This is a genomic window from Capnocytophaga sp. oral taxon 323 (assembly GCF_001278825.1).
Taxonomy (GTDB): Bacteria; Bacteroidota; Bacteroidia; order Flavobacteriales; family Flavobacteriaceae; genus Capnocytophaga; species Capnocytophaga ochracea.
Genome location: NZ_CP012589.1, coordinates 1,084,616 through 1,110,819, shown reverse-complemented (window position 1 = coordinate 1,110,819; position 26,204 = coordinate 1,084,616). Strand labels below are relative to the sequence as shown.

At 40.1% G+C, this 26,204-nt stretch carries 24 protein-coding genes; 17 read left to right on the top strand and 7 right to left on the bottom strand.

The genetic code is table 11. The features are described 5' to 3' along the window. Positions 1-30 precede the first annotated feature (30 nt). Genes AM608_RS04810 through AM608_RS04795 form a run of 4 tightly spaced genes read right to left on the bottom strand, consistent with a single transcriptional unit; the run spans position 31 to position 3,009 of the window. Positions 31-957 (bottom strand): Dyp-type peroxidase, encoded by a 927-nt coding sequence (locus tag AM608_RS04810; protein WP_053580937.1) that lies wholly within the window; start codon positions 955-957, stop codon positions 31-33. A gap of 14 nt (positions 958-971) precedes the next feature. Then, a complete protein-coding gene (locus AM608_RS04805; protein WP_009418829.1) occupies positions 972-1,196 on the bottom strand; it encodes a hypothetical protein in 225 nt (74 codons plus the stop codon). Between the two features lie 32 nt (positions 1,197-1,228). Further along, entirely contained in the window at positions 1,229-2,500 is a 1,272-nt protein-coding gene (locus AM608_RS04800; RefSeq protein ID WP_053580936.1) for an adenylosuccinate synthase, read from the bottom strand. A gap of 11 nt (positions 2,501-2,511) precedes the next feature. Continuing rightward, the gene (locus AM608_RS04795) at positions 2,512-3,009 is read right to left on the bottom strand and encodes a Fur family transcriptional regulator (RefSeq protein WP_002673241.1); all 498 of its coding nucleotides are present in this window, start codon (positions 3,007-3,009) and stop codon (positions 2,512-2,514) included. A 719-nt stretch (positions 3,010-3,728) separates the two neighbouring features. Between AM608_RS04795 and AM608_RS04790 the strand changes: the two genes are divergently transcribed. From AM608_RS04790 to AM608_RS04760, 7 genes are all read left to right on the top strand, one after another. Next, complete coding sequence (locus tag AM608_RS04790; RefSeq protein WP_053580935.1) at positions 3,729-4,802, top strand: PCMD domain-containing protein; 1,074 nt, start codon at positions 3,729-3,731, stop codon at positions 4,800-4,802. Continuing rightward, on the top strand, positions 4,795-5,577 hold the full coding sequence (locus tag AM608_RS04785) for a porin family protein (protein ID WP_053581835.1): 783 nt from the start codon (positions 4,795-4,797) through the stop codon (positions 5,575-5,577). The genes AM608_RS04790 and AM608_RS04785 overlap by 8 nt, the downstream gene beginning before the upstream one ends. 35 nt (positions 5,578-5,612) lie before the next feature. After that, positions 5,613-6,176 (top strand): AraC family transcriptional regulator, encoded by a 564-nt coding sequence (locus tag AM608_RS04780; protein WP_053580934.1) that lies wholly within the window; start codon positions 5,613-5,615, stop codon positions 6,174-6,176. Positions 6,177-6,274: 98 nt separating this feature from the next. After that, a complete protein-coding gene (locus tag AM608_RS04775) occupies positions 6,275-8,776 on the top strand; it encodes a heavy metal translocating P-type ATPase (RefSeq protein WP_053580933.1) in 2,502 nt (833 codons plus the stop codon). 195 nt (positions 8,777-8,971) lie between these two features. Next, a complete protein-coding gene (locus tag AM608_RS04770) occupies positions 8,972-9,646 on the top strand; it encodes a succinate dehydrogenase cytochrome b subunit (protein ID WP_009410883.1) in 675 nt (224 codons plus the stop codon). A 4-nt stretch (positions 9,647-9,650) separates the two neighbouring features. Beyond that, a complete protein-coding gene (locus tag AM608_RS04765) occupies positions 9,651-11,678 on the top strand; it encodes a fumarate reductase/succinate dehydrogenase flavoprotein subunit (RefSeq protein ID WP_002673221.1) in 2,028 nt (675 codons plus the stop codon). Between the two features lie 6 nt (positions 11,679-11,684). Beyond that, complete coding sequence (locus AM608_RS04760) at positions 11,685-12,437, top strand: succinate dehydrogenase/fumarate reductase iron-sulfur subunit (RefSeq protein ID WP_002673219.1); 753 nt, start codon at positions 11,685-11,687, stop codon at positions 12,435-12,437. A 67-nt stretch (positions 12,438-12,504) separates the two neighbouring features. Here AM608_RS04760 and AM608_RS04755 read toward each other — a convergent pair whose 3' ends face one another. Continuing rightward, a complete protein-coding gene (locus AM608_RS04755; protein ID WP_053581834.1) occupies positions 12,505-13,110 on the bottom strand; it encodes a DUF4254 domain-containing protein in 606 nt (201 codons plus the stop codon). Between the two features lie 85 nt (positions 13,111-13,195). Here AM608_RS04755 and AM608_RS04750 point away from each other — a divergent pair, with 85 nt between their 5' ends. The 9 genes from AM608_RS04750 to AM608_RS04710 are packed head-to-tail and all read left to right on the top strand — an operon-like array spanning position 13,196 to position 19,420. Beyond that, on the top strand, positions 13,196-13,750 hold the full coding sequence (locus tag AM608_RS04750) for a glutathione peroxidase (RefSeq protein ID WP_053580932.1): 555 nt from the start codon (positions 13,196-13,198) through the stop codon (positions 13,748-13,750). An 11-nt stretch (positions 13,751-13,761) separates the two neighbouring features. Beyond that, positions 13,762-14,937 (top strand): glycosyltransferase family 87 protein, encoded by a 1,176-nt coding sequence (locus tag AM608_RS04745; RefSeq protein ID WP_053580931.1) that lies wholly within the window; start codon positions 13,762-13,764, stop codon positions 14,935-14,937. Continuing rightward, the gene (locus AM608_RS04740) at positions 14,903-15,829 is read left to right on the top strand and encodes a glycosyltransferase family 2 protein (protein ID WP_053580930.1); all 927 of its coding nucleotides are present in this window, start codon (positions 14,903-14,905) and stop codon (positions 15,827-15,829) included. Before AM608_RS04745 ends, AM608_RS04740 begins: the two co-directional genes overlap by 35 nt. 16 nt (positions 15,830-15,845) lie before the next feature. After that, positions 15,846-16,250 (top strand): hydroxyisourate hydrolase, encoded by a 405-nt coding sequence (gene uraH, locus AM608_RS04735; RefSeq protein WP_009418816.1) that lies wholly within the window; start codon positions 15,846-15,848, stop codon positions 16,248-16,250. Positions 16,251-16,261: 11 nt separating this feature from the next. Next, positions 16,262-17,029, top strand: coding sequence for a polysaccharide deacetylase family protein (locus AM608_RS04730; protein ID WP_053580929.1), 768 nt, complete (start codon positions 16,262-16,264; stop codon positions 17,027-17,029). After that, positions 17,029-17,949: a DUF535 family protein gene (locus AM608_RS04725; RefSeq protein WP_053580928.1), complete on the top strand. Its 921-nt coding sequence runs from the start codon at positions 17,029-17,031 to the stop codon at positions 17,947-17,949. The genes AM608_RS04730 and AM608_RS04725 overlap by 1 nt, the downstream gene beginning before the upstream one ends. 4 nt (positions 17,950-17,953) lie before the next feature. After that, positions 17,954-18,670, top strand: a complete 717-nt coding sequence (gene bshB1, locus AM608_RS04720; protein ID WP_053580927.1) for a bacillithiol biosynthesis deacetylase BshB1 — start codon at positions 17,954-17,956, stop codon at positions 18,668-18,670. A gap of 7 nt (positions 18,671-18,677) precedes the next feature. Then, complete coding sequence (locus tag AM608_RS04715; RefSeq protein ID WP_002673203.1) at positions 18,678-18,869, top strand: hypothetical protein; 192 nt, start codon at positions 18,678-18,680, stop codon at positions 18,867-18,869. Beyond that, positions 18,869-19,420 carry an RNA polymerase sigma factor gene (locus tag AM608_RS04710; protein ID WP_053580926.1) on the top strand — a complete coding sequence of 184 codons (552 nt, stop codon included), beginning with the start codon at positions 18,869-18,871 and terminating at the stop codon, positions 19,418-19,420. Before AM608_RS04715 ends, AM608_RS04710 begins: the two co-directional genes overlap by 1 nt. A 30-nt stretch (positions 19,421-19,450) precedes the next feature. Here AM608_RS04710 and AM608_RS04705 read toward each other — a convergent pair whose 3' ends face one another. Both AM608_RS04705 and AM608_RS04700 read right to left on the bottom strand, forming a co-directional pair. Further along, positions 19,451-20,809 (bottom strand): suppressor of fused domain protein, encoded by a 1,359-nt coding sequence (locus AM608_RS04705; protein ID WP_053580925.1) that lies wholly within the window; start codon positions 20,807-20,809, stop codon positions 19,451-19,453. 338 nt (positions 20,810-21,147) lie between these two features. After that, positions 21,148-22,236 (bottom strand): bifunctional 3-deoxy-7-phosphoheptulonate synthase/chorismate mutase type II, encoded by a 1,089-nt coding sequence (locus AM608_RS04700; protein ID WP_053580924.1) that lies wholly within the window; start codon positions 22,234-22,236, stop codon positions 21,148-21,150. Positions 22,237-23,048: 812 nt separating this feature from the next. Here AM608_RS04700 and AM608_RS04695 point away from each other — a divergent pair. Then, positions 23,049-26,192 (top strand): TonB-dependent receptor, encoded by a 3,144-nt coding sequence (locus tag AM608_RS04695; RefSeq protein ID WP_053580923.1) that lies wholly within the window; start codon positions 23,049-23,051, stop codon positions 26,190-26,192. The last annotated feature ends 12 nt before the right edge of the window (positions 26,193-26,204 follow it).

Here is a 26,204-nt window from a genome sequence, read left to right as displayed (position 1 = left end):
TGTTAAGGATAATTAGTTGTATAGTTCCTTTTATCCTGCAAACTCGTCTAACATATCCAAAGATGGTACAAAGAAAAGTGTTCCTGTTTCGGCTGTGCTGAAATCTAATAGACGGTCGTAATTACCAGCGGGATTGCCTATAAACATATTGGTAAGCATCTTTTCTACCGTGCTAAACGTATTGGCATAGCAGATGAAGTAAGTGCCCATTTGGTGACTTACGGGGTCGTGGAAAGACATATTGTCTCTCACTACTTTCAAATCATCACCTACATTGGCAAGTGCCGAGTGCGCGTTCGATGGCTTGGTATCCTCGTCCATTTCTATGTCCATTTCTTTGCTACGCCCTATTACTTTTTCTTGTTCACTAACGGGGAGCGCACGCCAAGCGTTCATATCGTGCACGTATTTTTGTACGAATAGATAACTTCCTCCTTGATAATCGGGGTCTTCATCACCCACTACGGCAAACTGTTCGCGTTCTGCGCCACGCGGATTTTCGGTACCGTCTACAAAGCCAATGATAGCGCGTCCGTCCCAATATCTAAAACCTTGTACGTTTACAATACCATTGGCGATGGGTTGCATTACCTCGCTAATGGCAGCTGCCATATCGTAAGCCAAGCTGGGGTTGTGCGCGCGGATATGAAAGTGTAAGTCGCCTTCGGTGGATACAGCCGTGTGTTTACTACCTCTGATGGGCTCAAAATCTTTGAGTTCTTTGGGGAGCGGTTTGGGTAACCCTAAAGTAAGCCACGCCCTATGGCTAATGCCTATGGTTACACTAGCGCGACCTTCAGGAAAGCGGTCGGCTACCGAGTTGTTGAGGTTTCCTACCAAACCACATACTTTTGCAAAAGTATTATTAAGTAATGTCTTGTCTATATCTTTTTTAAATACCCATACCAAAAATATGGTATTGTTATTAGGCAAGTCTGTTACATTCTGATAATTCATTATATTAAGTATTTTTAATTTTTTAGGGATATTTCACGCGCTCTTTTCTTAACTTCAGTATAAGGTCTCAACAATCCGTTATTAGCTTGCTCAATGCCTCTTTCTGTGGAAGCTAATTGCCCTTTTGTGAAATAAGTTTTTCTTCTGTTAAAAGAAATCTGTTTTTCCTTGCTCCATTCTTTTACTAATAATTGCTCTTCGGTATGTAAAGGTTGTGTACTATGATGTTCATAGTTCATTCATTTTATAACTTCCTAAATTCACTGATGTTCTACCGAATAATCGTTTGAGTTCTATCAGGCCCCACCGATACTACTTTGATGGGCACTTCGAGTTCTTTCTCTAAGAAACTGATATAATCCAAAAGTTCTTTGGGTAGTTGCTGGTAATTGGTGAGTTTGGTAAGGTCTTGTTGCCAGCCTTTGAGTTCTGTATATATGGGTGTTACGTTCTGCTCTTCTATATTGTAAGGCAAGTGCTTGATTTCTTTTCCTTTATAAAGATATGACGTACATACTTTTAAAGTCTCAAAACCGCTGAGCACATCGGCTTTCATCATTGTAAGTTCGGTAACTCCGTTTACCTGTACAGCGTATTTAAGGGCTACCAAATCAAGCCAACCACAACGGCGACGCCTACCGGTAGTGGCTCCAAATTCGCGACCTACTTGGGTCATTGTTTCGCCCACTTCGTCGAACAGTTCGGTAGGGAAAGGTCCACTGCCCACACGGGTTGTATAAGCCTTAAAGATACCTATTACCTCACCAATACTGCGAGGGGCTACACCTAAGCCCGTACAAGCTCCAGCAGCCGTTGTGTTCGACGAGGTTACAAACGGATAGGTACCAAAATCAATGTCCAACATAGAACCTTGTGCTCCTTCGGCAAGTATTTTTTTACCTTTTTTGAGGGCTTGGTATAGGTATTCTTCACTGTCGATAAGCTGAAACTCTTTCAGCACTTTTATCGCTTCAAAAAACTCGGCTTCCAACTCTTGTAGGTTATACTGGATATCCACCTTGTAGTTAGCGAGCATTTCTTCGTGTTTATCGGTGAGGTTACGGTAACGATCGTTAAAGTCACTGAGCTCTATATCGCCCACGCGCAAGCCGTTACGACCTGTCTTATCCATATAAGTAGGTCCTATACCTTTAAGAGTAGAACCTATTTTAGCTTTACCTTTGGAAGCTTCCGAAGCAGCATCTAAGAGGCGGTGGGTAGGCAAGATAAGGTGTGCTTTGCGCGAGATAAGCAAATTCTGTTTCAAATTTACCTCGTAAGGAGCGAGTGCCTCTATTTCTTTTTTGAAAATGATAGGGTCTATCACCACCCCATTGCCTATAATATTTACAGCACCTTTGTGGAAGATTCCCGACGGAATAGTGTGTAACACGTGTTTAATACCGTTAAATTCAAGAGTATGCCCTGCGTTAGGACCTCCTTGAAAGCGTGCGATAATGTCGTAGTTCTGCGTAAGGACATCTACTATTTTCCCTTTTCCTTCGTCTCCCCACTGAAGACCTAATAATAAATCTACTGCCATTTTTGTTTCTTTTATTTAGTTGCTCTCTCTTCTTTTGGGGCATCTGCTTTGCGTGTACCGTAAAAATAAAGAGAGTGATTGCTAATATTAATGTTAAAAACTTCTTCTATGGTTTTCTGTATTGCTTGAATACGAGGGTCGCAAAACTCCACAATCTCACCCGTATCGGTAAGGATTACGTGGTCGTGCTGACGGTCAAAATACGATTTCTCGTAATACGCTTGGTTTTGTCCAAACTGATGTTTGCGCACCAAACCACATTCCAGCAAGAGCTCAATCGTGTTGTAGAGAGTCGCTCTACTCACCCGATACTTTTTCTTTTTCATATTTTCATAGAGCGTCTCTATGTCAAAATGGTCGTTGTATTCGTAAATCTCCTTCACAATCGCATAGCGCTCAGGGGTCTTACGGTGTCCGTTGTCTTCCAAATATTTGGTAAGCACCTTTTTTACAATCTCCAAGTTCTCTTCGGAGGTGTTTTTTTTATCTTTCTCAGCTATATTTTTCATATATTAAATATGTTTTTCAATAAAGGGCAAAAGTACTATTTATTTTTCAGAAAACAAAACACTGCTATTATTTTTCAAAGCAAACACACCTCAGCCTCGCTACATTCGCTCTCTTAACATAGCCTCAATTCCCCCTTTGAAGATATCTTTACCACATTACCCTCGTCATTCGTCCCCCGTCATTTGCCATTTCTTCCCTTTTCCGTCCCTACAATTCCCCCTCTCCTTGGGAGAAGTCTCCGAATAGGAGAGTATGTGATCGGGGTGAGGATTCTCTTTTCTTTCGCCTCGAAACCCCGTTTTTAACATTTTTTGCATCGCTATATTGTATTATGAGTCAACTACTTATATACCCTTTCTATACCAATCGTCCAAGATTCGTATAAGCTTCCTATAAGCTCTCTATAAGCTAACCCCACCCTTCTTATAGCCTTTTTTCACCAAAATATCTCTCAACTATCTTCCGAACTCCTCCGTTTTCTTTCGCTCTCTCTAACCTATCCGATTTATCCGACAAGTCTCACCTATCAATAAACAATTTTTATCACTACTCATTCTCTCATTTCCTCATTTTCTCATTTTCTCATCTCCCCATTTCCTCATTTTCTAATTTTCTAATTTTCTAATTCTCTCATTTTCTCATTTTCTAATTTCTGGTATTATTGACATTAAAAAAAATATTTCCTACCTTTGCAGTCTAAATTCATTGAACAACATATATGAAACTTCAAAACATCATCATTACCATAGCCTCGCTATTCACATTGCAAAGCTGTATCAAAAGCGAAGCCCCAAATGCCGAAGCCGATATCCTAACCTGTGAGGTCGACGGCAATCTGCTCATTCGTGAGCCCATAATCCAAAACACTGAGGTAAAACTCTACGTAACCGATTTAGATAAAGTAAAAAACCTCGCTCCTCGCTTTACCCTTACACAAGGGGCAACCATTAGTCCTACCAGTGGTACAGTACGTAATTTTTCCACCCCTCAAACTTATGTGGTAACCTCTGAAGACGGTAATTGGCAGAAAACTTATAAAGTGAGTTGTCTTACTAACGAAATTATCGCTCACTATCACTTCGAAAACGCTCGTATTACTGATGGTTACTACACTTTTTACGATACCTCAGTAAGCGGACAAGAAATCGCTTGGAGTAGCGGAAATGCAGGTTTTAAATTTACCAACAGTAATGCTAAACCCGATGAGTTCCCTACAAGTCAGAGTGAGAGTGGATACAGAGGGAAATGCGTTAAACTCGTAACACGAAGCACAGGGGTTTTAGGAAAAACTTTTGGTGCTCCTATCGCAGCTGGTAATCTCTTCACAGGAAGTTTTGAAATAGATTTGTTCACCCCTGCAAAATCTACCCATTTCGGGATTCCTTTCAAAAGAAAACCTACCCATCTCTCAGGCTACTACAAATACAAAGCAGGTGAAAAACTTACCGATAAAAACGGCAATGTAATACCTAACCAAAAAGACAAATGTGATATTTATGCAGTGCTCTACGAGGTAACTTCTCAAGTGCCTCATTTAGATGGTACTAACATCAAAACGCACAATAATATAGTGTTAATGGCACAACTAACCGACAAGAGAGAAACCGATAATTGGGTACAGTTCTCTATTCCTTTTAAAACAATAAAAGGTCGCTCTATCGATACTAAAAAATTAAAAGAAGGAAAGTATAGTCTCGCTATAGTACTTAGTTCCAGTGAAAAAGGTGCTGATTTTACAGCAGCCGTAGGTAGTACTCTTTATGTAGATGAAATGCAATTATCTTATGAATAATGAAGTTATGAAAAAGAATATCGTTATTGTATGCTTAATGCTATTGAGCTGTTTTTCATACGCTCAAAATGAACGTACTGAAACGCTTGTACAATCAGAAGAAAAAGGTTGGGAATACGAGCTAAAAGCGGGCGTAAACATCGGGGGAGCAAGCCCTACGCCTCTTCCTGAAGAAATTCGCAAAATAAAAGGGTACAGCCCCAAATTCAACGGCTCTTTTGAAGGTACTGCCACCAAATGGCTCACCTCTAAATGGGGTATCTCAGCAGGTTTGCGCTTAGAAGAAAAAGGTATGGAAACTGATGCAAATGTAAAGAACTACGGAATGGAGATTATAGAACAAGGTAACCACGTGGCTGGTTTTTGGACAGGCGATGTGCATACAGTCTATAAAAGTTCATTCATCACCTTACCTATAGCAGTGAATTATCACCTTGCAAACCGTTGGAAAATTCATTTGGGAATATTCGCTTCTTACCGTATGGACGGCAATTTCTCAGGCTATGTAACCGAAGGTTATTTACGTGAAGGTAGCCCAATAGGCGAAAAAGTAAGTTTTTCTAACGGGCAAACCGCTTCTTATGATTTTAGCAATCATCTCCGCCATTGGCATTGGGGCACACTGATAGGAGGCTCTTGGCAAGCGTTCAAGCATTTCAATATCAATGCTGAACTCACCTACGGAACAAATAATATCTTTAAAAAGGACTTTAAAACAATTACTTTTGATATGTATCCTATCTATATGAATATAGGTTTTGGGTATCACTTTTAAGCACTTTATAATATCTTAATCCTCAAAAGAAATATATGACAATGTTATTTGTAAAAAATATGGTCTGCCATCGTTGTATAATAGTACTCGATGAACAGTTAAAAGCATTAGGTTTAACACCACAAAGCATCAATTTGGGTGAAATTACTTTTACACAGGAACTTTCTTCTGATGAGATACAAGCTATCAAACAAGCTCTCTTACCCTTAGGATTTGAGGTGATGAACGATAAGAAAAGTATTCTTATTGAAAAAATTAAATCTATCATTATCAATTTGATACATAACCAAGACAACAAACTATCGTTTAACCTTTCTGAAATACTCAGCAGTGAATTAGGTCGAGATTACGGGGCTTTATCGCGTTTGTTTTCTGAGGTAGAAGGCAGAACTATTGAAAAATTCTTTATTGCTCAAAAGATTGAGAGAGTAAAGGAACTCTTAGTATATGACGAACTGACGCTTAGTGAAATAGCTTATCAACTCAACTATTCAAGCGTAGCGCACTTAAGCAATCAGTTTAAAAAAGTTACAGGACTCACCCCTAGCTTTTTCAAGCAGATAAAAGATAACAAACGTAAGTCTTTAGATGAGGTTTAAAATCTTACAAATTAAATACAAAATTGTGTAATATCCAAGTAGATGTTTTGCTGTATCTTTGCAGCGTAAAACAAATAACTTTTTAACATTTATAATTTATGGAATACAATATAGAAGGTATGGGGTGCACAGGTTGTGCCAATACCATACAAAAAAAGCTCTCTGAAGTAGCAGGCGTAACAGCTGTTACCGTAGATTTCGCTACTAAAAAAGCTACTGTCGAAACTGATAGAGAAATCCCTTTTGAAGCTCTTGAAAAAGCCTTAGAGGGTACTCATTATAGCATTCATCAGGCTTCAAATTCTGAAGGCTCTGGTGTTTTCTATTGTCCTATGCACTGCGAAGGCGATAAAACCTACGATCACCCTGGTGATTGCCCTATATGTGGTATGCACTTGGTAGAACAAGTAGGAGGAGCTCAACAACAACATCATCACCACGAAGAAACCCCAAAAAAAGCCAAAGGCTCTGGTGTTTTCTATTGCCCTATGCACTGCGAGGGCAACAAAACCTACGACCACCCCGGTGATTGCCCCGTATGTGGTATGGATTTGGTTGAACAAGTAAGCACAGAGGCTCCTGAAGGTGAAAGTGCGGAAGAGCAAAAGCGCAAAAAGTTACGCCGTCACTTTTGGGGTGCTGTAGCCTTTACGCTCCCTATCTTTATCATCGCAATGATCGGAATGTGGCACAACAATCCGCTGTATGAGTTAATGCCCGTAAGTGCTTGGAACTGGGTGCAGTTTGCGCTTTCTTTACCAGTAGTTTTCTATTTCTGCTGGATATTCTTCGAAAGGGCTTGGCGCAGTATCCGCACCTTGCACTTCAATATGTTTACCCTTATAGGGATAGGCGCTGGTGTAGCTTGGCTTTTCAGTGTAGTAGGACTGTTAGTTCCTGATATGTTCCCTGAACAATTCAAAGAACACGGCTCAGTACACTTGTATTTTGAGGCGGCTACTGTTATCCTTACCTTAGTACTCTTAGGGCAAGTGCTCGAAGCCGATGCCCACAGTCGTACGCAAGGGGCTATCAAAAAACTGTTGAATTTAGCCCCTAATGAGGCTACTAAAATTGTTCACGGCGAGGAAATAAGAGTCTCTATAGAAGAAGTAACCTTAGGCGATTTGTTGCGAGTGAAACCTGGTGAGAAAATCCCCGTTGATGGTGTAATTACCGAAGGTAGTGCGAGCATAGATGAGAGTATGATTACGGGCGAACCTATTCCTGCTGAAAAAGAAGTAGGCAGTAAAGTGTCGGCAGGTACGCTCAACGGTGCTCAATCATTTGTGATGAAAGCGGAAAAGGTAGGTAGCGATACCCTGCTCTCTCAAATCGTACAGTTGGTACAACAAGCCAGCAGTAGCCGTCCTCCCATTCAAAATTTAGCCGACAAGATAGCCTCTTACTTTGTGCCTATTGTGATAGGGATTTCAGTGCTTACCTTTGTGATATGGTCGGTTTTTGGAGGTGAAAATGCTTACGTATACGCCCTACTCAATGCCGTAGCAGTATTGATTATTGCTTGTCCTTGTGCACTCGGTTTAGCCACTCCTATGTCGGTAATGGTAGGCGTAGGCAAAGGGGCTCAAAACGGTATCTTGATACGCAATGCTGAAGCCTTAGAAGTGATGAACAAAGTAAACACATTAGTCATCGACAAAACAGGCACACTTACTGAGGGGAAACCCAGTGTGAGCGAAGTATTTACCTTTGGCAACAGAAGTGAAAAGGATTTGTTACAAGTGCTCTATAGTCTCAATCAGCACAGTGAACACCCTTTAGCAAAAGCTACCAATGCATACACTCAAGCACAAGGTGCTACTCCCCTATCCTTTACTAACTTTGAAGCCTTGGCGGGCAGAGGGGTAAAAGCCTCTTACGAAGGAAAAAATTTTTTCTTTGGCAATGAACGATTGATGGAAGAAATCGGTGCTCCTTTATCCGAAGAAATACAAACTGTGGTAAAAACAGCGCAAGCAGCAGGAAAAACCGTTTCACTTCTCGCCATAGAAAAAGAAATCATTGGGGTAGTAACCATCACCGATAGAGTAAAAACCTCTACTGTTCAAGCCTTACAAGAGTTGCAGGACTTGGGAGTAGAAATTGTAATGCTTACAGGCGATAATTCGCTTACAGCTGCAGCTATTGCCAAAGAAATAGGCATCAGCAACTACAAAGCTGGTATGCTCCCTCAAAACAAACAAGCTGAAGTAGCGCGTTTGCAAGCTGAAGGAAAAATCGTAGCAATGGCAGGCGATGGTATCAACGATGCTCCTGCTTTGGCACAAGCTAACGTAGGCATCGCAATGGGCACCGGTACTGATATCGCTATAGAAAGTGCTGAAATCACCTTAGTAAAAGGCGATTTAAATGGTATTGTAAAAGCTAAAAAACTCAGCAAAGCAGTAATGAAAAACATACACGAAAACCTATTTTTTGCTTTGGTATACAACGTTGTAGGTATCCCCGTTGCTGCAGGAGTGCTATACCCTATTTTTGGTATCTTGCTTTCTCCTATGTTGGGTGCCTTAGCAATGAGCTTTAGCTCTGTAAGTGTTATAAGTAATGCTTTAAGATTGAGAAGAACGAAATTATAAAGAATAAAAAAAGCGATACAGAATGTTAATCTCCTCTTAATAAATCAATTTCAGCTACTAACTCTTATTTCCTTCTTTAAACCGAATATAAATTAAGGTTTTTGTACATTTTTTATTGTACAACTGATAAAAATGCCGTACTTTTGTAGCGAAATTGTTTAACGTAATATATACATATATAAAACTATAAAACGAATGGCAGGATTATTTAAAACATCTGTTGCAAGAAAGGTGACGATGGCTCTTTCGGCACTCTTTCTCATTCTCTTTCTAATCATTCACTTTGCGGTAAACTTCACCTCTGTGATTAGCGAGAGTACTTTCAACGAGCTATCTCATTTTATGGGCACCAATCCTCTTATTCAGTTTGCTTTGCAACCTGTATTGCTCGCTGGGGTGTTGTTCCACTTCATTATGGGATTTGTCTTGGAAATCCAAAACAAAAAAGCTCGTGGTAGTGAGGCATATTACAGCTATAATGGGGGGGCTAACTCCACTTGGATGTCTCGTAATATGATTATCACAGGAGTGGTGATTCTTCTCTTCTTAGGGTTGCACCTCTATGATTTTTGGGTAGGCGAAATGAACTACAAGTACATCGAGCAATTACCTCCAAACCCCGACCGCTACTACGAAGAATTAGTAGAGAAATTCCACAACCCTGTGCGTGTGGGTATTTATGTGTTAGCCTTTATCGCTTTGGCTTTGCACTTGCTACACGGCTTTCAATCATCTTTCCAATCTATGGGCTGGAAAGACGATGAGCGCAAAAAGTTTATCAGCTGCGTTGGCAATTGGTATTCTTACATTATCTGTGGAGGCTTTATCTTCATCGCCCTCTTCCATTACATTAAATTTTTAACAGCTTAATCTTATGAGTACATTAGATTCTAAAATTCCTGAAGGTCCTATAGCGGACAAATGGACGAAATATAAAGACCATATCAACCTCGTAAACCCTGCTAACAAGCGTAATATCGATGTGATTGTGGTAGGTACTGGCTTGGCAGGAGGTTCGGCTGCAGCTACCCTCGCTGAATTAGGCTACAACGTGAAAGCATTTGCTTACCAAGATTCTCCTCGTCGTGCACACTCTATCGCTGCTCAAGGGGGTATCAATGCCGCTAAAAACTATATGGGCGATGGCGACTCTATCTATCGCTTGTTCTACGATACTGTAAAAGGAGGTGACTACCGCGCTCGTGAGGCAAACGTATACCGTCTTGCTGAAGTATCTGGCAACATCATCGACCAATGTGTGGCGCAAGGCGTACCTTTCGCTCGTGATTACGGCGGACTCTTAGACAACCGTTCTTTCGGTGGGGTATTGGTTTCTCGTACTTTCTATGCCAAAGGTCAAACAGGACAACAGCTCTTGCTCGGTTGCTATGCCGCAATGAACCGCCAAATCGCTCGTGGTAAAATTGATATGTACAACCGCCACGAAATGCTTGATGTGGTAATCGTAGACGGCAAAGCTCGTGGTATTATTGCTCGTAACCTTGTTACTGGTGAAATTGAACGCCACTCTGCTCACGCTGTAGTTATCGCCTCTGGTGGTTATGGTAATGTGTACTTCCTTTCAACCAATGCGATGGGCTCTAACGCTACCGCAGCTTGGAAAATCCACAAAAAAGGTGCTTACTTTGCTAACCCTTGCTTCACTCAAATTCACCCTACTTGTATTCCTCGTTCGGGTGACTATCAGTCTAAATTAACTTTGATGTCCGAATCATTGCGTAACGACGGACGTATTTGGGTACCTAAGAAAATGGAAGATGCTGTAGCGATACGCGAAAAACGCAAAAAACCTACTGAAATTCCCGAAGAAGACCGCGATTACTACTTGGAACGCCGTTATCCTGCTTTCGGTAACCTCGTGCCTCGTGACGTGGCTTCACGTGCTGCTAAAGAGCGTTGCGATGCAGGCTATGGAGTAAACGAAACAGGTGAAGCTGTTTATTTGGATTTCTCTTCTGCTATCGAACGTTACGGTAAAGAACAATGTAAAATCCACGGGGTAGAACCTACTAAAGAAGAAGTTACTAAACGTGGTGAAAAGATCGTAGAAGCCAAATACGGTAACCTTTTCCAAATGTACGAAAAGATTGTAGCCGAAAACCCTTATAAAACACCAATGATGATTTATCCTGCTACTCACTACACTATGGGTGGTATTTGGGTAGATTACAACTTGATGACCACTATACCTGGTTGTTATGCTATCGGTGAGGCTAACTTCTCCGACCACGGGGCAAACCGTTTAGGAGCTTCTGCTTTGATGCAAGGTTTAGCTGATGGTTACTTTGTATTACCTTACACTATTGGCGATTATTTATCTGCTGATATCCGTACCGGTAAAATCCCTACTGATACCCCTGAATTTGACGAAGCAGAACGCATCGTAAAAGAGCGTTTAGCTTACTTCATCAACAATAAGGGTACCCACTCTGTAGATTACTTCCACAAGAAACTTGGTAAAGTGATGTGGGATAAAGTAGGTATGGCGCGTAATGCAGAAGGCTTGAAAGAAGCTATCAAAGAAATACGCGAAATACGCGAAGATTTCTGGAAAAACGTAAAAGTACCTGGTGAACTCACTGGTATGAACGTAGAGCTTGAAAAAGCGGGTCGTGTAGCCGACTTCCTTGAACTTGGTGAGTTATTTGCTAAAGACGCTTTAGAACGTAATGAGTCTTGTGGTGGTCACTTCCGCGAAGAGTATCAAACTCCTGATGGTGAAGCTCTCCGCGACGACAAAAACTATGCTTATGTAGCCGCTTGGCAATACACTGGTAATCCTAAAGAAGTAGTGAATACCTACAACCCTAGTGAAGAGGTAATGCATAAAGAACCTCTCGTATTTAAAGATATTGAACTTAAACAACGTAGTTATAAATAGAAAGATATGGCAACGATGAACCTAACACTCAAAGTGTGGCGACAAAAAAACTCGCAAGAGAAAGGTCGTATGGTAGATTATAAAGTAACCAACATTTCAGACCATATGTCTTTTTTGGAAATGTTGGATGTACTCAACGAACAACTCATTGAAAAAGGAGAAGAACCTGTAGCATTCGACCACGATTGCCGTGAAGGTATTTGCGGTATGTGCTCTCTCTTCATCAATGGGGAAGCTCACGGACCCGACCGTGGGGTAACTACTTGTCAGTTGCATATGCGTATGTTCAAAGATGGTGATACCATCACTATTGAACCTTGGCGCGCTACTGCTTTCCCTGTTATCAAAGACTTGATGGTAGATAGAACTGCTTTTGAACGCATTCAACAAGCAGGGGGATATATCTCTGTGAACACTTCTGGTAATACGCAAGATGCCAACGCTATTCCTATCCCTAAACGCGATGCCGACCGCTCTATGGACGCTGCGGCTTGTATAGGTTGTGGAGCTTGTGTGGCTACTTGTAAAAACTCTTCGGCTATGCTGTTTGTAGCTGCCAAAGTATCGCAATTTGCCCTCCTTCCTCAAGGTCGTGTAGAGGCTACCGAGCGTGTACTCAATATGGTAAACCAAATGGAGCACGAAGGTTTTGGTAACTGTACCAACACTGGTGCCTGCGAAGTAGAATGCCCTAAAGGTATTTCACTCGAAAATATCGCACGCCTTAACAGAGAATACCTCAAAGCAAGTATTCGTTAATTAGCAAATTTGAAAATTAGCAAATAAAAAACTGCCTCAAATTGTTTGGGGCAGTTTTTATTATCTCTTATTTACTTCCTCTCAGCACTGGGTTTAGCTCTTCATCGTTATACATTTTCATTTGTTTATAGACCTTCATATACTTTCTGCCAGCGGCGATATCGTCTAAAAGCTGGTCGAGAGCGGTAGAGAGGTCTTTTTTCTGTTCGAGGAGAACATTCAGTTTTTCTTGGCATTTAGCGCGATGCTCAGGGGTGGCATCGGGGCGGTTTACTTCTTCCTCCATATGGTAAATTTTCAGTGCTAAAATAGAAAGCCTATCCACTGCCCACGCAGGACTCTCGGTGTTGATAGTAGCCTCAGGAAGTGGTTTCACCTCCTTATACAAGTCTAAAAAATAGCTATCAATATACTCTACCATATCAGTGCGATCTTGGTTAGAAGCATCAATTTTGCGTTTAAGGTCGAGGGCTGCCACTGGGTCGATATGTGGGTCGCGAATAATATCCTCATAATGCCATTGCACGGTGTCAATCCAGTTCTTACGATAAAGCAAGTGATTGAGCAAGTCGGTTGATGGATAAGGGTTTACAAAAGGCTGATATACATCGTCGGCAATATGGTATTGCGCAATACTTTCTTCAAATATTTTAAAAGCTTTTTCTGAAAACATAGTCATTAATTTTTGGGCAAATATAAAGTTTTTCTTTAATAAATCAAACCTTTTACGTAACTTTGCCACAAATTTTAATTTTTCTATGAAACACTTCATTTTTATCATCACTTTATTCACCCTCATTATGGAAAACCTACAAGCACAAAACAACGCTGATAATCAAACTATTTATCAGTTTACTGTAGAAGATATCAATGGCAACCCCTTTGCCCTTGCCGACCTCAAAGGCAAGAAAGTAATGATTGTTAATACTGCCTCAAAATGCGGTCTCACCCCTCAATACAAAGAACTCGAAGCGCTTTATCAGCAGTATAAGGACAAAGATTTTATCATTATAGGGTTCCCCGCTAATAATTTCTTAGGACAAGAACCAGGTAGTAATGAACAAATCGCTTCATTTTGCAGTATCAACTATGGAGTAACATTCCCGATGATGAGCAAAATATCGGTAAAAGGAAAGAATATGCACCCTCTATATCAGTTTCTTACCCAGAAAGCGAAAAACGGTGTAGAAGATTCTAAAGTAAAATGGAATTTTCAAAAATACCTCATCGGACGAAACGGCAAATTAGAAAAGGTAATCGACCCTAAAACCTTACCTTCTAGCGATGAAGTGAAACAATGGATTGAAAAATAACACTGATAACAATGCTGAAAAAACTATTTGCAAATTACCGCTTTATCACAATACTATGGTTTGCCCTTGCGCTGGCGACTGTAGTGCAGAACGTATGGATAGCAGGCAAGTTCAACAACTACCTAATTTTTGACGGGGTATTTTGGCATACCTTCAAGCAATTGCCCTTATACCTCCCCTATCCTGACGAGTATTTTGATACAAACCATTACGGTATCTTATTCAGTGCGGTTATCGCTCCTTTTGCCTTGTTACCCAAGTGGATAGGTTGTACTTTGTGGATAATGGCAAATGCAGCTTTCTTATATTGGGCAATTAGGCAATTGCCTCTCTCTAAAAAGGCAATTATAGCGGTACTGCTCATTGCTGCTCACGATATGTATACCGCAGCAGCTATGCAGCAGTTCAATATCAGTGTGATAGCACTATTAGTAGGTGCTTTTGTGTTTATAGAACGCAGGCAGAGTCATTGGGCAACCTTGTTCATTGTAATAGGCACACTCACTAAACTCTACGGCATTGTAGGCTTAGCATTTTTCTTCTTTGCTAAGGACAAATGGCGATTTATTTGGTCAGGGTTATTTTGGCTCATCGCTTTATTTTGTTTGCCAATGCTCTACTCTTCACCCGATTATGTAGTTTCACAGTATTTTGATTGGTATGCTTCTTTGGCTGAAAAGAATGTATCCAACCTAAATACCACCATTTACAACCTGCAAAACCTATCACTTTTAGGTTTTTTACAACGCACAGGCATTTATAACAACAACAGTATAGTCATTCTCATCGGGTTAGGGCTATTTGCGCTACCTTATTTACGCATTCAGCAGTATAAAAATCTCAATTTTAGATTGCTTTTATTAGCTTCAGTGAGTATTTTCCTCTGTTTGTTTAGTACAGGTACTGAAAATAGCACTTATGTAGTAGCTTATGTGGGAATTGGGATATGGTTTATGGTAAGCGAGCTCCATCCTAAACTCAAAATCACTCTATTGGTATTGGCTATGTTAGGATCGTTATCACCTACTGATTTATTCAAACCGCTGAAAGAACCTTATATTATCCGATATTCACTAAGAGCTGTACCCGTAACCTTGGTTTGGCTTGCAATAGTGTATGAAATGTTATTTATTCAGGTAAGAGATAAAAAAGATGAAAACAATAGAAATAATAGTACCGTGTTATAACGAAAGTGAAAATATACGTCCGTTATATGAAGCTATACAGAGTGTTTTTGCTGAAAAACTCCCTGATTATAGCTATACTTTACTTTTTGTAAACGACGGTAGCAGCGATAACACCCTTGAGGTACTCAAATCTTTAGTTAAAAGTGATGTTCGCGTGAAATATCTATCGTTTTCGCGTAACTTTGGTCACCAATTAGCAGTAAAAGCAGGATTAGACCACTCGTTTGCCGATGCTGTTATCTCTATGGATTGCGATTTGCAACACCCTCCTGCCCTTTTACCCGAACTCATTGCCAAATGGGAAGAAGGCTATCAAGTAGTGGCAACTTTGCGCACCTATCCCGCTGATACCCCTAAAAAGAAACAAAAAAGCTCTCAACAGTTTTACAAACTTCTCAATCTGCTTTCGGATATAGAAATCAAAGAAGGTTCAGCTGATTTTAGACTTTTAGACCAATCGGTGGTAGAGGTCATTCGCTCTATGAAAGAGAATGAACCTTTCTTGCGAGGCATCGTGCCTTGGGTAGGATTCCGCCAAACTTACCTCCCTTACACTGCAGCTTCTCGTTTTGCAGGTGAAAGTAAATACACAGTTAAGAAGATGCTACAATTAGCGATTACAGGTGTTACGGCTTTCAGCATCAAACCCTTATATTTTGCTGTATTTTTAGGCTTCGCATTCTCTGCCCTATCACTATTGTACATTCCTTATGTGATATACGCCTTTGCAAGTGGCACTGAAATATCGGGCTGGGCTTCACTGATTATGACGATTGTTTTCTTTGGTGGGTTACAACTCATCATTTTAGGTATCATAGGTATTTACATAGGAAAAATCTTTAAACAAACTAAAGACCGACCTTGTTATATTATTCAAGAAGAAAAATTGTAAATAAAAACACATAAAAATGAGAAATCCGATTCTAATATTGCTAATACTTTTTAGCGCATTTATCCAAGCACAAGAGAAATATCAATTATCAAGTCATATTTTAGATATTTCACAAGGTAAACCTGCTCCAAATGTAAAGATAGCTCTATCTAAGCAAGATAAAAATCAAAACTGGGTATTGATAGATGAGAAATACACAGATAACAATGGGAGGATTAAAGATTTTTTGAAAGAAGAATCTAATAAAAATAATAATGGGGTTTATAAACTCACTTTTTATATCACTCCTTATTTTGAAAAGTTGAAACAAAAAACATTTTATCCCTTTATAGAAGTAGTTTTTGAGATAAAAGATAATCAACATTATCACATCCCGATTACATTATCTCCGTATGGTTATTCTACTTACAGAGGAAACTAATAACTATAAAAATGATTTATTTAAGTTTCGACATAGAAGAGTTTGATATGCCCAAAGAATACGGCTACGACATTGCATTCGAGCGACAAATAGCCATTTCACGCGAAGGGCTTACCGCTATATTAAACCTACTCAAAAAACACAACGCCAAGGCTACTTTCTTTTCAACAGTAGTCTTTGCCCAGCAAGTCCCCGACCTTATAGAGCGACTCCTCAGTGAAGGGCACGAATTAGCATCACACACTTATTACCATTCCGAGTTTGAGAATACGCACCTCAAACGCTCTAAAGAGGCTTTAGAACAACAATTTGGGGTAACTATTGAGGGATTGCGTATGCCGAGAATGCTTGAAGTAAGTGCTGAGGAGGTAAAAAAATCCGGCTATCAATACAATTCATCAGTAAATCCTACTTTTTTACCAGGGAGATACAACAAATTACACGTGCCAAAGCGATTTTTCAACAAAAATGGTTTATGGCAAATTCCTACAGCGGTAAGTTGGTTTAGAATTCCGCTCTTCTGGTTATCTTTTCACAATTTTCCTTTGTGGATTTACAAGTTTTTGCTGAACAGATGTGTAGCCTCTACAGGTTATGCTACTTTGTACTTCCATCCTTGGGAATTTACGAATTTACACCAAAAAGAATTTAATTTTCCAGCGTATGTAATGCGTAACAGTGGTGAGCAGATGATAGCGCGTTTTGACCAATTGTTGCAATATATTGATAAAAAAGGCTGGAAAACGAGCCTCTATAAACAATTAACAATCGAGAATTAATGACGACAAGAGAACTACTACACGATGCTTTAGCTTTGACAGAACATAGTTTTGCCAACGAAAATCCTAAATACATCAAAAAACAAAAGAACAAGATACTCTTCCACACCTTGTTAAACATCTCATTTGCTAAAAAATGGTTCAGTTTGATACAATCAGAAGAGTATAAATGGGTGCTTTCACACCGTCCTCGTATTTATTTTAAGCCTTTTAGGGTGTATATGTCTACCAAATGGGGCAAGAAAGAACGAACTAAAGCCTTGCTGAGTTGTTATGCTTTTATCAAGCAACAGCCTTTTTTGACGCGTATTATCCAAGAAGAAAAGCCTATCAAATTGGCTGAGTTCACAATGAAATACAACGGCGAAAAGGGACAAATATACCTCGGATACAATGAACGTTTCCGCAAAGAGGGGGAATTAGTGGTCTCGTTGCATTGTGATAGTTATCAGGAGGCTATCTGTGAAGCTTCTTTTGTGATTGACAAAGAAAATGAGGAGTGGGTATGTCGTATAGGTTGTGTGCAAGGCAACAAAAGTGCCGAAACTGAGAATGCTATCAAAGAACTACAAAAACAGATGTATGCTCTTCGTCCTAAAGCTCTGATGATATTTATCATTCAGGAACTTAGCAGGCAATTAGGCTGTACCGCTTTGTATGGGGTAGGCAGTAAAATTCAGGCACATAACAAGAAACACTTTATTCATATAGAATGGTTGCACAAACTCAGTTTTAGTTATGACACATTGTGGAAAGAAGCCGATGGTACTCCCGATAAAGATGGGTGGTTCAAGCTCCCTATTGAAATGCACCGCAAACCAATGGAAGAAATCAAATCGAGCAAGCGGTCGCTCTATCGCTATAGGTATGAGATGTTAGACAAAATTGCAGCAGAAATAAAAGAGACAATTAACAAATAACAAGATGAAATTAGATATATTAGCTTTTGGGGCACATCCCGATGATGTAGAATTAGGGGCAGCAGGCACCATTGCCAAAGAGATTAGCTTAGGCAGGACGGTAGGTATTATTGACCTAACTCAAGGCGAATTAGGTACGCGTGGCAGTGCCGAAATACGCCACCAAGAGGCAACCAAAGCCAAAGAGCTATTAGGGGTAACTATACGCGAGAATTTAAAGTTCCGCGATGGTTTTTTTATAAACGATGAAGCTCACCAAATAGAGATTATCAAGAAAATACGCCAATATCAACCTGATATAGTGCTTTGCAATGCCATAGACGACCGCCATATCGACCACGGCAAAGGTAGCAAACTCGTGAGTGACGCTTGTTTTCTCAGCGGTTTGCGACGCATTGAAACTACTCTCGACGGTGTAGCACAAACGGCTTGGCGTCCTAAAGTAGTGTATCATTACATTCAGTGGAAGAATATAGCCCCTGATTTTGTAGTAGATATCACAGGTTTTATGGAAGCCAAAGTAAATGCTGTGTTGGCGTATAGCTCTCAGTTTTACGACAGCAATAGCAATGAGCCCACTACTCCAATTTCTGACAAGAACTTTTTAGATAGCGTTACTTACAGAGCACGCGATTTGGGTAGGCTAATTGGTACAGATTTTGCGGAAGGTTTTACGTGTGAGAGAGTTCCCGCCGTGGAATCTCTTTTTAATCTTAAATAACTGAAAAATGAAATTAATATTATTAACTATTGGTATATTACTGCTATGTGTAGCAGGTATGGCAATTAAGATTTGGGGTAAAAAAGGCGGTAAATTTGCTGGTACTTGTGCGAGCCAAAATCCACATTTAAACCCTGAAGGGGAACCTTGCAGTTTCTGCGGTCGCTTACCCGACGAACAAGAGTGCAGAAATAAATAATGGCAGAGGCACTTGCTGAAAATATAGTCGCTGCAAAAGCAGGTAAGCAACGAGCATTTAGCTGGTTGCTGGACGAGTTTTGGGCTGATGTGTACAACTTTCAGCTCAAGCGCGTGAATAATGAGGTAGAGGCAGAAGACATCAGCATACAAACATTTGCTAAAGCATTCGATAAGCTTCATACTTACGACGAGCGATACTCTTTCCGCACTTGGTTAATTGCTATTTCTAAAAATATTCACATAGATAACCTGAGAAAGCAAAATGAGTCGCTATTGCACTTAGACCGAGAGGAAAAGCAATCTAAAACGCTCATAGATGAGACTCCTATCATAGAGGATAGCCTCATTATGGAACAGCAGTTTGATTATTTGCTAAAGAGTATAAAACAACTGAAAGAGCCTTACCGAACGGCTATACAACTGCGATATCTGCACGAAAAAAGTTATAAAGAGATTGCCGAAGAAATGCAATCAACGATGAGTAGTGTGAAGATTACCCTGCTAAGAGCTAAGAAGATGCTGGCAGAGATATTAAAGAAAAACAGATGAAACCTTTGCGTTTCATCTGTTTTTTTATGTTTATAAAGCTACATTTTTGCGATGAATATCTATAACTTCAGAGATTTGGTATTCATCAAAAAGACTGAGAAGCTCATCTACACCTTCTTCTAATTTTAAATCCATTTCTTCTGGATAAATAGGCAAAATACAATAGAAATTGATAATCGTACCGTCTTTGGTGTGTAACTTTAAGAAGTCCTGTGGTGCCGATAAGTAAGGGGGCATCAGCAGGATACAACCGAAATCGGTATTGGCAATAGGTTCAGCATCAGGACCGTTGGGAATAGTGTGTCCTTCAGCCATCCACGTTTTGTATTGGTGAGGGAAACGCGCTATCATCTTCAGGAAGTACACAGGCCAATAGTTATCGTCGTCTTTAAAAGCCTCATCGCTGATAGGCCAATCGGCGGGGAGGTACACCATTAGCTCAGCGTGGCTGTAGTCGTTCGGGTCATCTAAGCCTTCGGGTAAGTACATAGGGTAATCGCTCATACCGGTAGTAAAGAGTACATTGTAAGGCGTTTCGGGGGTAGGTTTAATCCAATGTACATCTATATGCACGTATTCTGAGAGGATTTCGTGGAATACGCTGTCTATTTTGCCGATATATTTTTCAAAATGGTCGCAAATTTCGTCCATATACACACAAGTGCGGTCAGGCAATACAAAATCACTTCTGTCTTTTTCCGAATAGTTATAAACGTTCGAGCCTCCTTCCGATACATAATCGGGGGTAGGAGCGAAGATATTAGGCAAATCGTTTTCTTCGTCATAAGAAACGGCTTCAATGAGCGAGTGCATCTCGTTATCGTAGTATACGATTCCCTTTTCAATATCATCAGTAAGGAATTCAAGCCAATCTTCCATAGAGTCGTGGTGCAAATCCATAAAAGAGTCTTCTATAGAATCTAACACCAAATCTATTTCTCCTATCTGACCTATTACACCTTCTTCATCGGGGTCGAGGTCTATGAACATAAAGCGCGCCCCATTGGAGAGGAATGGAATCCATTTAGGATTATAAAATTGGTTTTTTATTACCTTATCCCAGCACATATCAATCGCCTCTTCTTCATCAAAGCGGAGTGACTGCCAATTAGGCATACTCTCCAATTGCTCAAGCCAGTGTTCTTGGGTGCGTTTGATTTCTTCTAAAGGGATAAAGCGCAAACCATTAAGGAAGAATACATCGTTTTCGCCTTCTTTTTGCCCGTTGAAAGTCTGGTATAGCTTTCTCACCTCAGAAGGCAAAGTAATACCCATTTCCCCCTCAAATACTGCTATTTGGGTATCCGAAACACCTTTGTTGAGACTTGCAATAAGAGGAGTTGCTTGTTCAAGTATTACGTCTAAAAAACGTTTGACAGTTTTTTCCATAGTCATTTTATACAATAGTTTTTCGCAACAAATGTACGACTTTTCTATTAAAAAACAAATATCATTTTATATTTTTTCGTTTCTCTTTCTAAATATTAAAGATATGGCATATCTTTATGTCATATTTTAATTAAACAAAAGACGTATAGACACTCTATTAAAAAACAAATATCATTTTATATTTTTTCGTTTCTCTTTCTAAATATTAAAGATATGGCATATCTTTATGTCATATTTTAATTAAACAAAAGACGTATAGACACTGGAGTTACATCAGTTTTGAGCTATTTTGGCTTGCTGTCTTTTTTTCGGTAAGAAAGGTGAGAAAAGTCTATCAATCACTTTTCACTCTTAACCACTCTCTCCTGGCGGTTGATAGATTCTTGGTGAATTGCCTTAAATACCTGAATCACTAAATCCTCACTTAGGTTGCGTTGTTCGCCTTCTGATATCATTTTGCCAAGAATTTCGTGCCAACGTTGGTTTTGCAAAATCGCTACATTATTCGCTTTTTTCAGCATTCCTATCTCATCGGCTACCTCCATACGTCTTTTGAGTAAATCCAATAATTTATTGTCCAGTATATCAATGCGCGAACGTAAATTACTTAACTGACTCACATAGTCTTCCTCAGATACCGAAGCCTCGCGAATGCGCAAATCTCTCATTATTTGTATGAGGCGTTCAGGGGTAATCTGTTGTGCTGCATCACTCCACGCAGCATCAGGGGTACAGTGCGTTTCAATCATCAAGCCATCGAAGTTTAAGTCGAGAGCCGTTTGCGATACATCAAAAATCATATCGCGTTTGCCGGTGATATGCGAAGGGTCGCAAATAAGTGGCAAGTTAGGAAACTTGTTTTGCAGTTCAATTACCAATTGCCATTCAGGAATATTGCGGTATTTGGTCTTTTCGTAAGTAGAAAATCCGCGATGTATCACCCCCAAGTTTCTGATGCCTGCGCGTTGTAATCGTTCCAAAGCTCCTATCCATAACGGAAGATCGGGGTTTACAGGATTTTTTACCAAGATAATCTTATCAGTGCCTTTTAGCTCATCGGCTATTTCTTGAATAATAAACGGACTCACAGTAGAGCGCGCTCCTATCCACAACATATCAATATCGTGCTCCAAGGCAAGCTTCACGTGGTCTTTATTGGCTACTTCGGTAGCCGTTTTGAGTCCCGTTTCTTCTTTTACCCGTTGTAGCCATTTGAGACCTAACGCTCCTACACCTTCAAACATACCAGGGCGGGTACGAGGTTTCCAAATACCTGCACGGAAGAAAGTTACATCAGTATCTTTGAGGCTATGTGCTATTTTCAGCACTTGTTCTTCAGTCTCAGCACTGCAAGGTCCAGCAATTACTACCGGGTGGTTAAGGTGTAAGCCATCAAGCCACTGTCTATTTTCTTTGGTTATTTCCATTCTATGGGTCTTATTCTTTTAGTTGTCAAAGGGCAAAGATACAAAAAACTAAAGAATAAGTAATGAAAAACCAAAAAACTCTACATTATCAACTGATAAATCAGCGAAAAAGTAAAATATACCCATTTTCAAATCTTTAACAATAATCTTTATAATCTCTTGCCTTTGCCTTAGTTTTTTCTCACCTTCGTTCACTCTTGATTTGTCTGTGTAGCTCGTACTCTCATTTCCTAATTTTCAAATTTCCTAATTTGCTAATTTTTCTACCTGCCCGTGCGGCTCGCACCTTTGGCAAAGTTGAAATCCACTAATAACCTTCTTTTTATCTCTGCCTTAGCTTCAACTTTCCTTCTACTTAGGTTCGTTATTCCTTCGTTCATCGTTCGTCTTTTGTTCGTTGTAGAGCCACTGTAGAGCCACTGTAGAGCCACTGTAAAACCACCCTTTGTTCATATTAGTGTCGTTGTAGTTTCTCCTCAACGAGAGGGGATAAGGAGGATAGGTTCCCTTTGTTCATTAATCATTTTCTTTAAGATTACTATAATTTTTAAATACACAAACGAAAATAATAGAAATTTCCTCCTATCACTTTTTACTCATCTACTATCAAAAATATTTAAATGTTTAATAGTTAGATAATTAACTTTTATATATTTTTCTTCATTATCAAAAATTAGCCACAATTTTGATAGTGTTTGACCGATTTTTGATAGTACTGTGCTTTCTTTTGCCTTACCTTTGCCTCCGAAAAAACATCGCATTTTCATCAATGCGAAGAAAATTAAACCAATTGTTAAAAAACAAATACCAATATGATGAGTAGAAAGATAAACAAGCGCATTTTACTATCGCTTTTGCTCTGCAATTGTTCGGGCGCTCTTTTCGCCCAACAAGTAAAAGGGGTGGTGAAAGCAAAATCCGACAACAGCCCTATGATGGGTGTAAGTGTGGTGGTAAAGCACAAAACAGTAGGTGCTTCTACTGATTTCGACGGGAAATATACCCTTCAACCCGTTGCAGCCACCGATAGTTTGGTCTTTTCTTATATAGGCTACAAATCCCAAACCGTAGCCGTGAAAGGACGCAAGGAAATAAACGTAAGTTTAGAAGAAGAGGTGACTACTCTCGAAGGAGTTACCGTTTCTGTAGGGTATCGTACCGAACGTAAAACCGACCTTACCGGTGCAGTATCAGTAGTAAAGGTAAACGAGATGATGTCTACTGCCGAAAACAACCCTATGAAAGCCCTCCAAGGTCGTGTAGCTGGTATGCAAGTAACCGATAATGGGGGTCCTGCTGGTAAAGCTACCATTCGCATTCGCGGTATCGGTACACTTAATAACAACGACCCTCTTTATATCATCGATGGAGTACCTACTCAGGGCGGTATGCACGAGTTGAACTCTAACGATATCGAGAGTATACAAGTGTTGCGTGACGCTTCGGCAGCAAGTATTTATGGGTCACGTGCTGCCAATGGGGTCATCGTTATTACTACCAAAAAAGGTAGAAACGGAGTGTTAAAGGTAGATTTCGACCATTATACTACCGTTTCGATGTTTCACTCTCGTATGAAGATGCTCAATGCTAATGAGTATGCACAAGTGCTTTGGAAAGCAGCCGTAAACCGTGGTAACGACCCCAATCAAAACGCTTTAGGTATTCACTACGATTATACTACCGATGCCAATGGTCACAGCACCCTTAATAATTTGTACTATCCACGTCAGTATTTTGATAAAACAGGAAGCCCTATGCTCCCTTCTAATACCGATTGGTTCAAGGAAATCACTCGTATGGGGGTAACTGAATCTTATAACCTTTCGGTTACCAATGGTACTGATAAAGGTAACTACTTCCTTTCGTTAGGCTATTATAACAACGATGGTTTGGTAAAGAATACCGATTTCTCTCGCCTCTCTGCGCGTATCAATACCGATTACAAACTCTTTGGCGATGTAGTAACCATAGGTGAAAACTTCACTGTAAACCGTACCAGCGAGGTAGAGCAACCTTACCAAATTACCGAAGCAGCAATGATAGCCGTACCTTTCATTCCGGTACGCACTCAAGACGGTAAGCACTGGGGAGGTCCTGTAAATGGTTTACCCGACCGTCAGAACCCTGCTCGCTTAGTAAACGACAATAAGAATAATCGTTATAACTACTGGCGTATGTTCGGGAATGCTTTTGTAAACATTAAACCTATTGATAAGCTCAATATCCGTTCTAATTTTGGGGTAGATTACGGTAATTTCTATAAACGTACACTCAACCATTCGTATATTTCCGGTTTTATGGAAGAAGGCAAAGAAAAAACCTTCTCTCAACTCGAACAATCTCACTGGACGAAATGGAACTGGGCAAATACAGCTACCTACGACTTCGAGCTTGGCAAGAGCCGCTTTGAAACCTTAGCAGGTATGGAAATGTTCTCACAAGATGATATAAACTTCTCTGTGAAAGGAACTACTCTTGCCTTAGAAACTCCTGAATATATGTGGCCTAATCTCGCTACAGGAGGTATTACAGGAGGTGGTGGAGCTACCGGTTATAAGTTGCTTTCTTTCTTCGGAAAAATCAACTATGCTTATGATAACAAATACCTCGCTTCAGCTACCCTTCGTCACGATGGTTCTTCTCGCTTTGCCAAAGATAACCGCTGGGGTACTTTCCCTGCTTTCAACTTGGGTTGGCGTCTTTCTCAAGAAGCCTTTATGGAGAATATTCGCAATACCGTTTCTGAAATTAAATTGCGCTTCGGTTGGGGGCAAAACGGTAACCAAGAAATCGGCAACTACTCTATTTACGATATTTACGATCCTTACTATGGGGTAACAGGCGACTATATTTGGTCTGGAACAGGTATTTGGAATACCTCTTACGATATCGAAGGGAAAGGCTCTGGTCAGTTAGCTTCTGGTTTCCGTCGCAGTCGTCTCGGTAACAAAGATCTCAAATGGGAAACCACCACACAAACCAACTTCGGGTTAGACTTCGGTTTCTTTAATAACAATCTCTACGGTTCAGTAGAATACTATATCAAAAAGACCAAAGACATCTTGGTAGAACCTCCTTATGCAGGTATCAAGGGTGAAGGTGCTACTCAATGGGTAAATGGTGCTGGTATGGAAAACAAAGGTTGGGAAGTATCAGTAGGTTATCGTAACGAGACCAAAGGTGGACTCAAATACGATATCAATGCCAACGTTTCAACCAATAAAAATAAAGTTACTGAATTACCAGAATCTGTAGTCAATGCTTACGGCGGAAATGGTAAATGGGATAATATCTTAGGTCGCCCTTATCAATCTTATTACGGTTATGTAGCTGATGGCATATTCAAAACCCAAGAAGAACTCGATCAGCACCCTATACAAAACGGTAAAGGTATTGGTCGTATCCGCTACCGCGATTTGAATAACGATGGAGTAGTAAACGAAGACGACCGCACTTGGATTGGGTCTCCTTACCCTGATTTTATCTACGGTCTCAACCTCAACTTAGAGTACAAAAACTTCGATTTTACCCTCTTCTTGCAAGGCGTACAGAATGTTGATATTATCAACGATGTGAAAAAGCATACTGACTTTTGGAGTGTGGTAGATACCTACTCCAATAAAGGTCGCCGTTTGCTCGATGCTTTCGACCCTGTTACCAATCCTGATTCCGATATTCCAAGTGTAGCTTATACCGATGATAATAACGAAGGGCGTATGTCTACTTACTATGTAGAGAATGGCTCTTACCTAAAACTTCGTAACGTACAGTTAGGCTATACTTTACCTAAAGAAGTATCCGAAAAAATTAAGCTCAGCAAGTTGCGTTTGTATGTAAGCGGTCAGAATCTTTTTACTATCAAGAGCAAATCGTTTACAGGTAAAGACCCTGAAAACCCTAATTATGGTTATCCTATCCCAATAACATTCACTATGGGATTGAATGCTAGCTTTTAAATTATCAATAGT

Coding starts and splice junctions, on each gene's coding strand:
- AM608_RS04800 (WP_053580936.1), bottom strand. CDS start 2,500: ATGGCAGTAGATTTATTATTAGGTCTTCAGTGGGGAGACGAAGGAAAA.
- AM608_RS04785 (WP_053581835.1), top strand. CDS start 4,795: ATGAATAATGAAGTTATGAAAAAGAATATCGTTATTGTATGCTTAATG.
- AM608_RS04715 (WP_002673203.1), top strand. CDS start 18,678: ATGAAATTAATATTATTAACTATTGGTATATTACTGCTATGTGTAGCA.
- AM608_RS04790 (WP_053580935.1), top strand. CDS start 3,729: ATGAAACTTCAAAACATCATCATTACCATAGCCTCGCTATTCACATTG.
- AM608_RS04740 (WP_053580930.1), top strand. CDS start 14,903: ATGAAAACAATAGAAATAATAGTACCGTGTTATAACGAAAGTGAAAAT.
- AM608_RS04810 (WP_053580937.1), bottom strand. CDS start 957: ATGAATTATCAGAATGTAACAGACTTGCCTAATAACAATACCATATTT.
- bshB1 (WP_053580927.1), top strand. CDS start 17,954: ATGAAATTAGATATATTAGCTTTTGGGGCACATCCCGATGATGTAGAA.
- AM608_RS04765 (WP_002673221.1), top strand. CDS start 9,651: ATGAGTACATTAGATTCTAAAATTCCTGAAGGTCCTATAGCGGACAAA.
- AM608_RS04705 (WP_053580925.1), bottom strand. CDS start 20,809: ATGGAAAAAACTGTCAAACGTTTTTTAGACGTAATACTTGAACAAGCA.
- AM608_RS04725 (WP_053580928.1), top strand. CDS start 17,029: ATGACGACAAGAGAACTACTACACGATGCTTTAGCTTTGACAGAACAT.
- AM608_RS04805 (WP_009418829.1), bottom strand. CDS start 1,196: ATGAACTATGAACATCATAGTACACAACCTTTACATACCGAAGAGCAA.
- AM608_RS04770 (WP_009410883.1), top strand. CDS start 8,972: ATGGCAGGATTATTTAAAACATCTGTTGCAAGAAAGGTGACGATGGCT.
- AM608_RS04750 (WP_053580932.1), top strand. CDS start 13,196: ATGAAACACTTCATTTTTATCATCACTTTATTCACCCTCATTATGGAA.
- AM608_RS04775 (WP_053580933.1), top strand. CDS start 6,275: ATGGAATACAATATAGAAGGTATGGGGTGCACAGGTTGTGCCAATACC.
- uraH (WP_009418816.1), top strand. CDS start 15,846: ATGAGAAATCCGATTCTAATATTGCTAATACTTTTTAGCGCATTTATC.
- AM608_RS04700 (WP_053580924.1), bottom strand. CDS start 22,236: ATGGAAATAACCAAAGAAAATAGACAGTGGCTTGATGGCTTACACCTT.
- AM608_RS04745 (WP_053580931.1), top strand. CDS start 13,762: ATGCTGAAAAAACTATTTGCAAATTACCGCTTTATCACAATACTATGG.
- AM608_RS04760 (WP_002673219.1), top strand. CDS start 11,685: ATGGCAACGATGAACCTAACACTCAAAGTGTGGCGACAAAAAAACTCG.
- AM608_RS04780 (WP_053580934.1), top strand. CDS start 5,613: ATGACAATGTTATTTGTAAAAAATATGGTCTGCCATCGTTGTATAATA.
- AM608_RS04730 (WP_053580929.1), top strand. CDS start 16,262: ATGATTTATTTAAGTTTCGACATAGAAGAGTTTGATATGCCCAAAGAA.
- AM608_RS04695 (WP_053580923.1), top strand. CDS start 23,049: ATGATGAGTAGAAAGATAAACAAGCGCATTTTACTATCGCTTTTGCTC.
- AM608_RS04710 (WP_053580926.1), top strand. CDS start 18,869: ATGGCAGAGGCACTTGCTGAAAATATAGTCGCTGCAAAAGCAGGTAAG.
- AM608_RS04795 (WP_002673241.1), bottom strand. CDS start 3,009: ATGAAAAATATAGCTGAGAAAGATAAAAAAAACACCTCCGAAGAGAAC.
- AM608_RS04755 (WP_053581834.1), bottom strand. CDS start 13,110: ATGTTTTCAGAAAAAGCTTTTAAAATATTTGAAGAAAGTATTGCGCAA.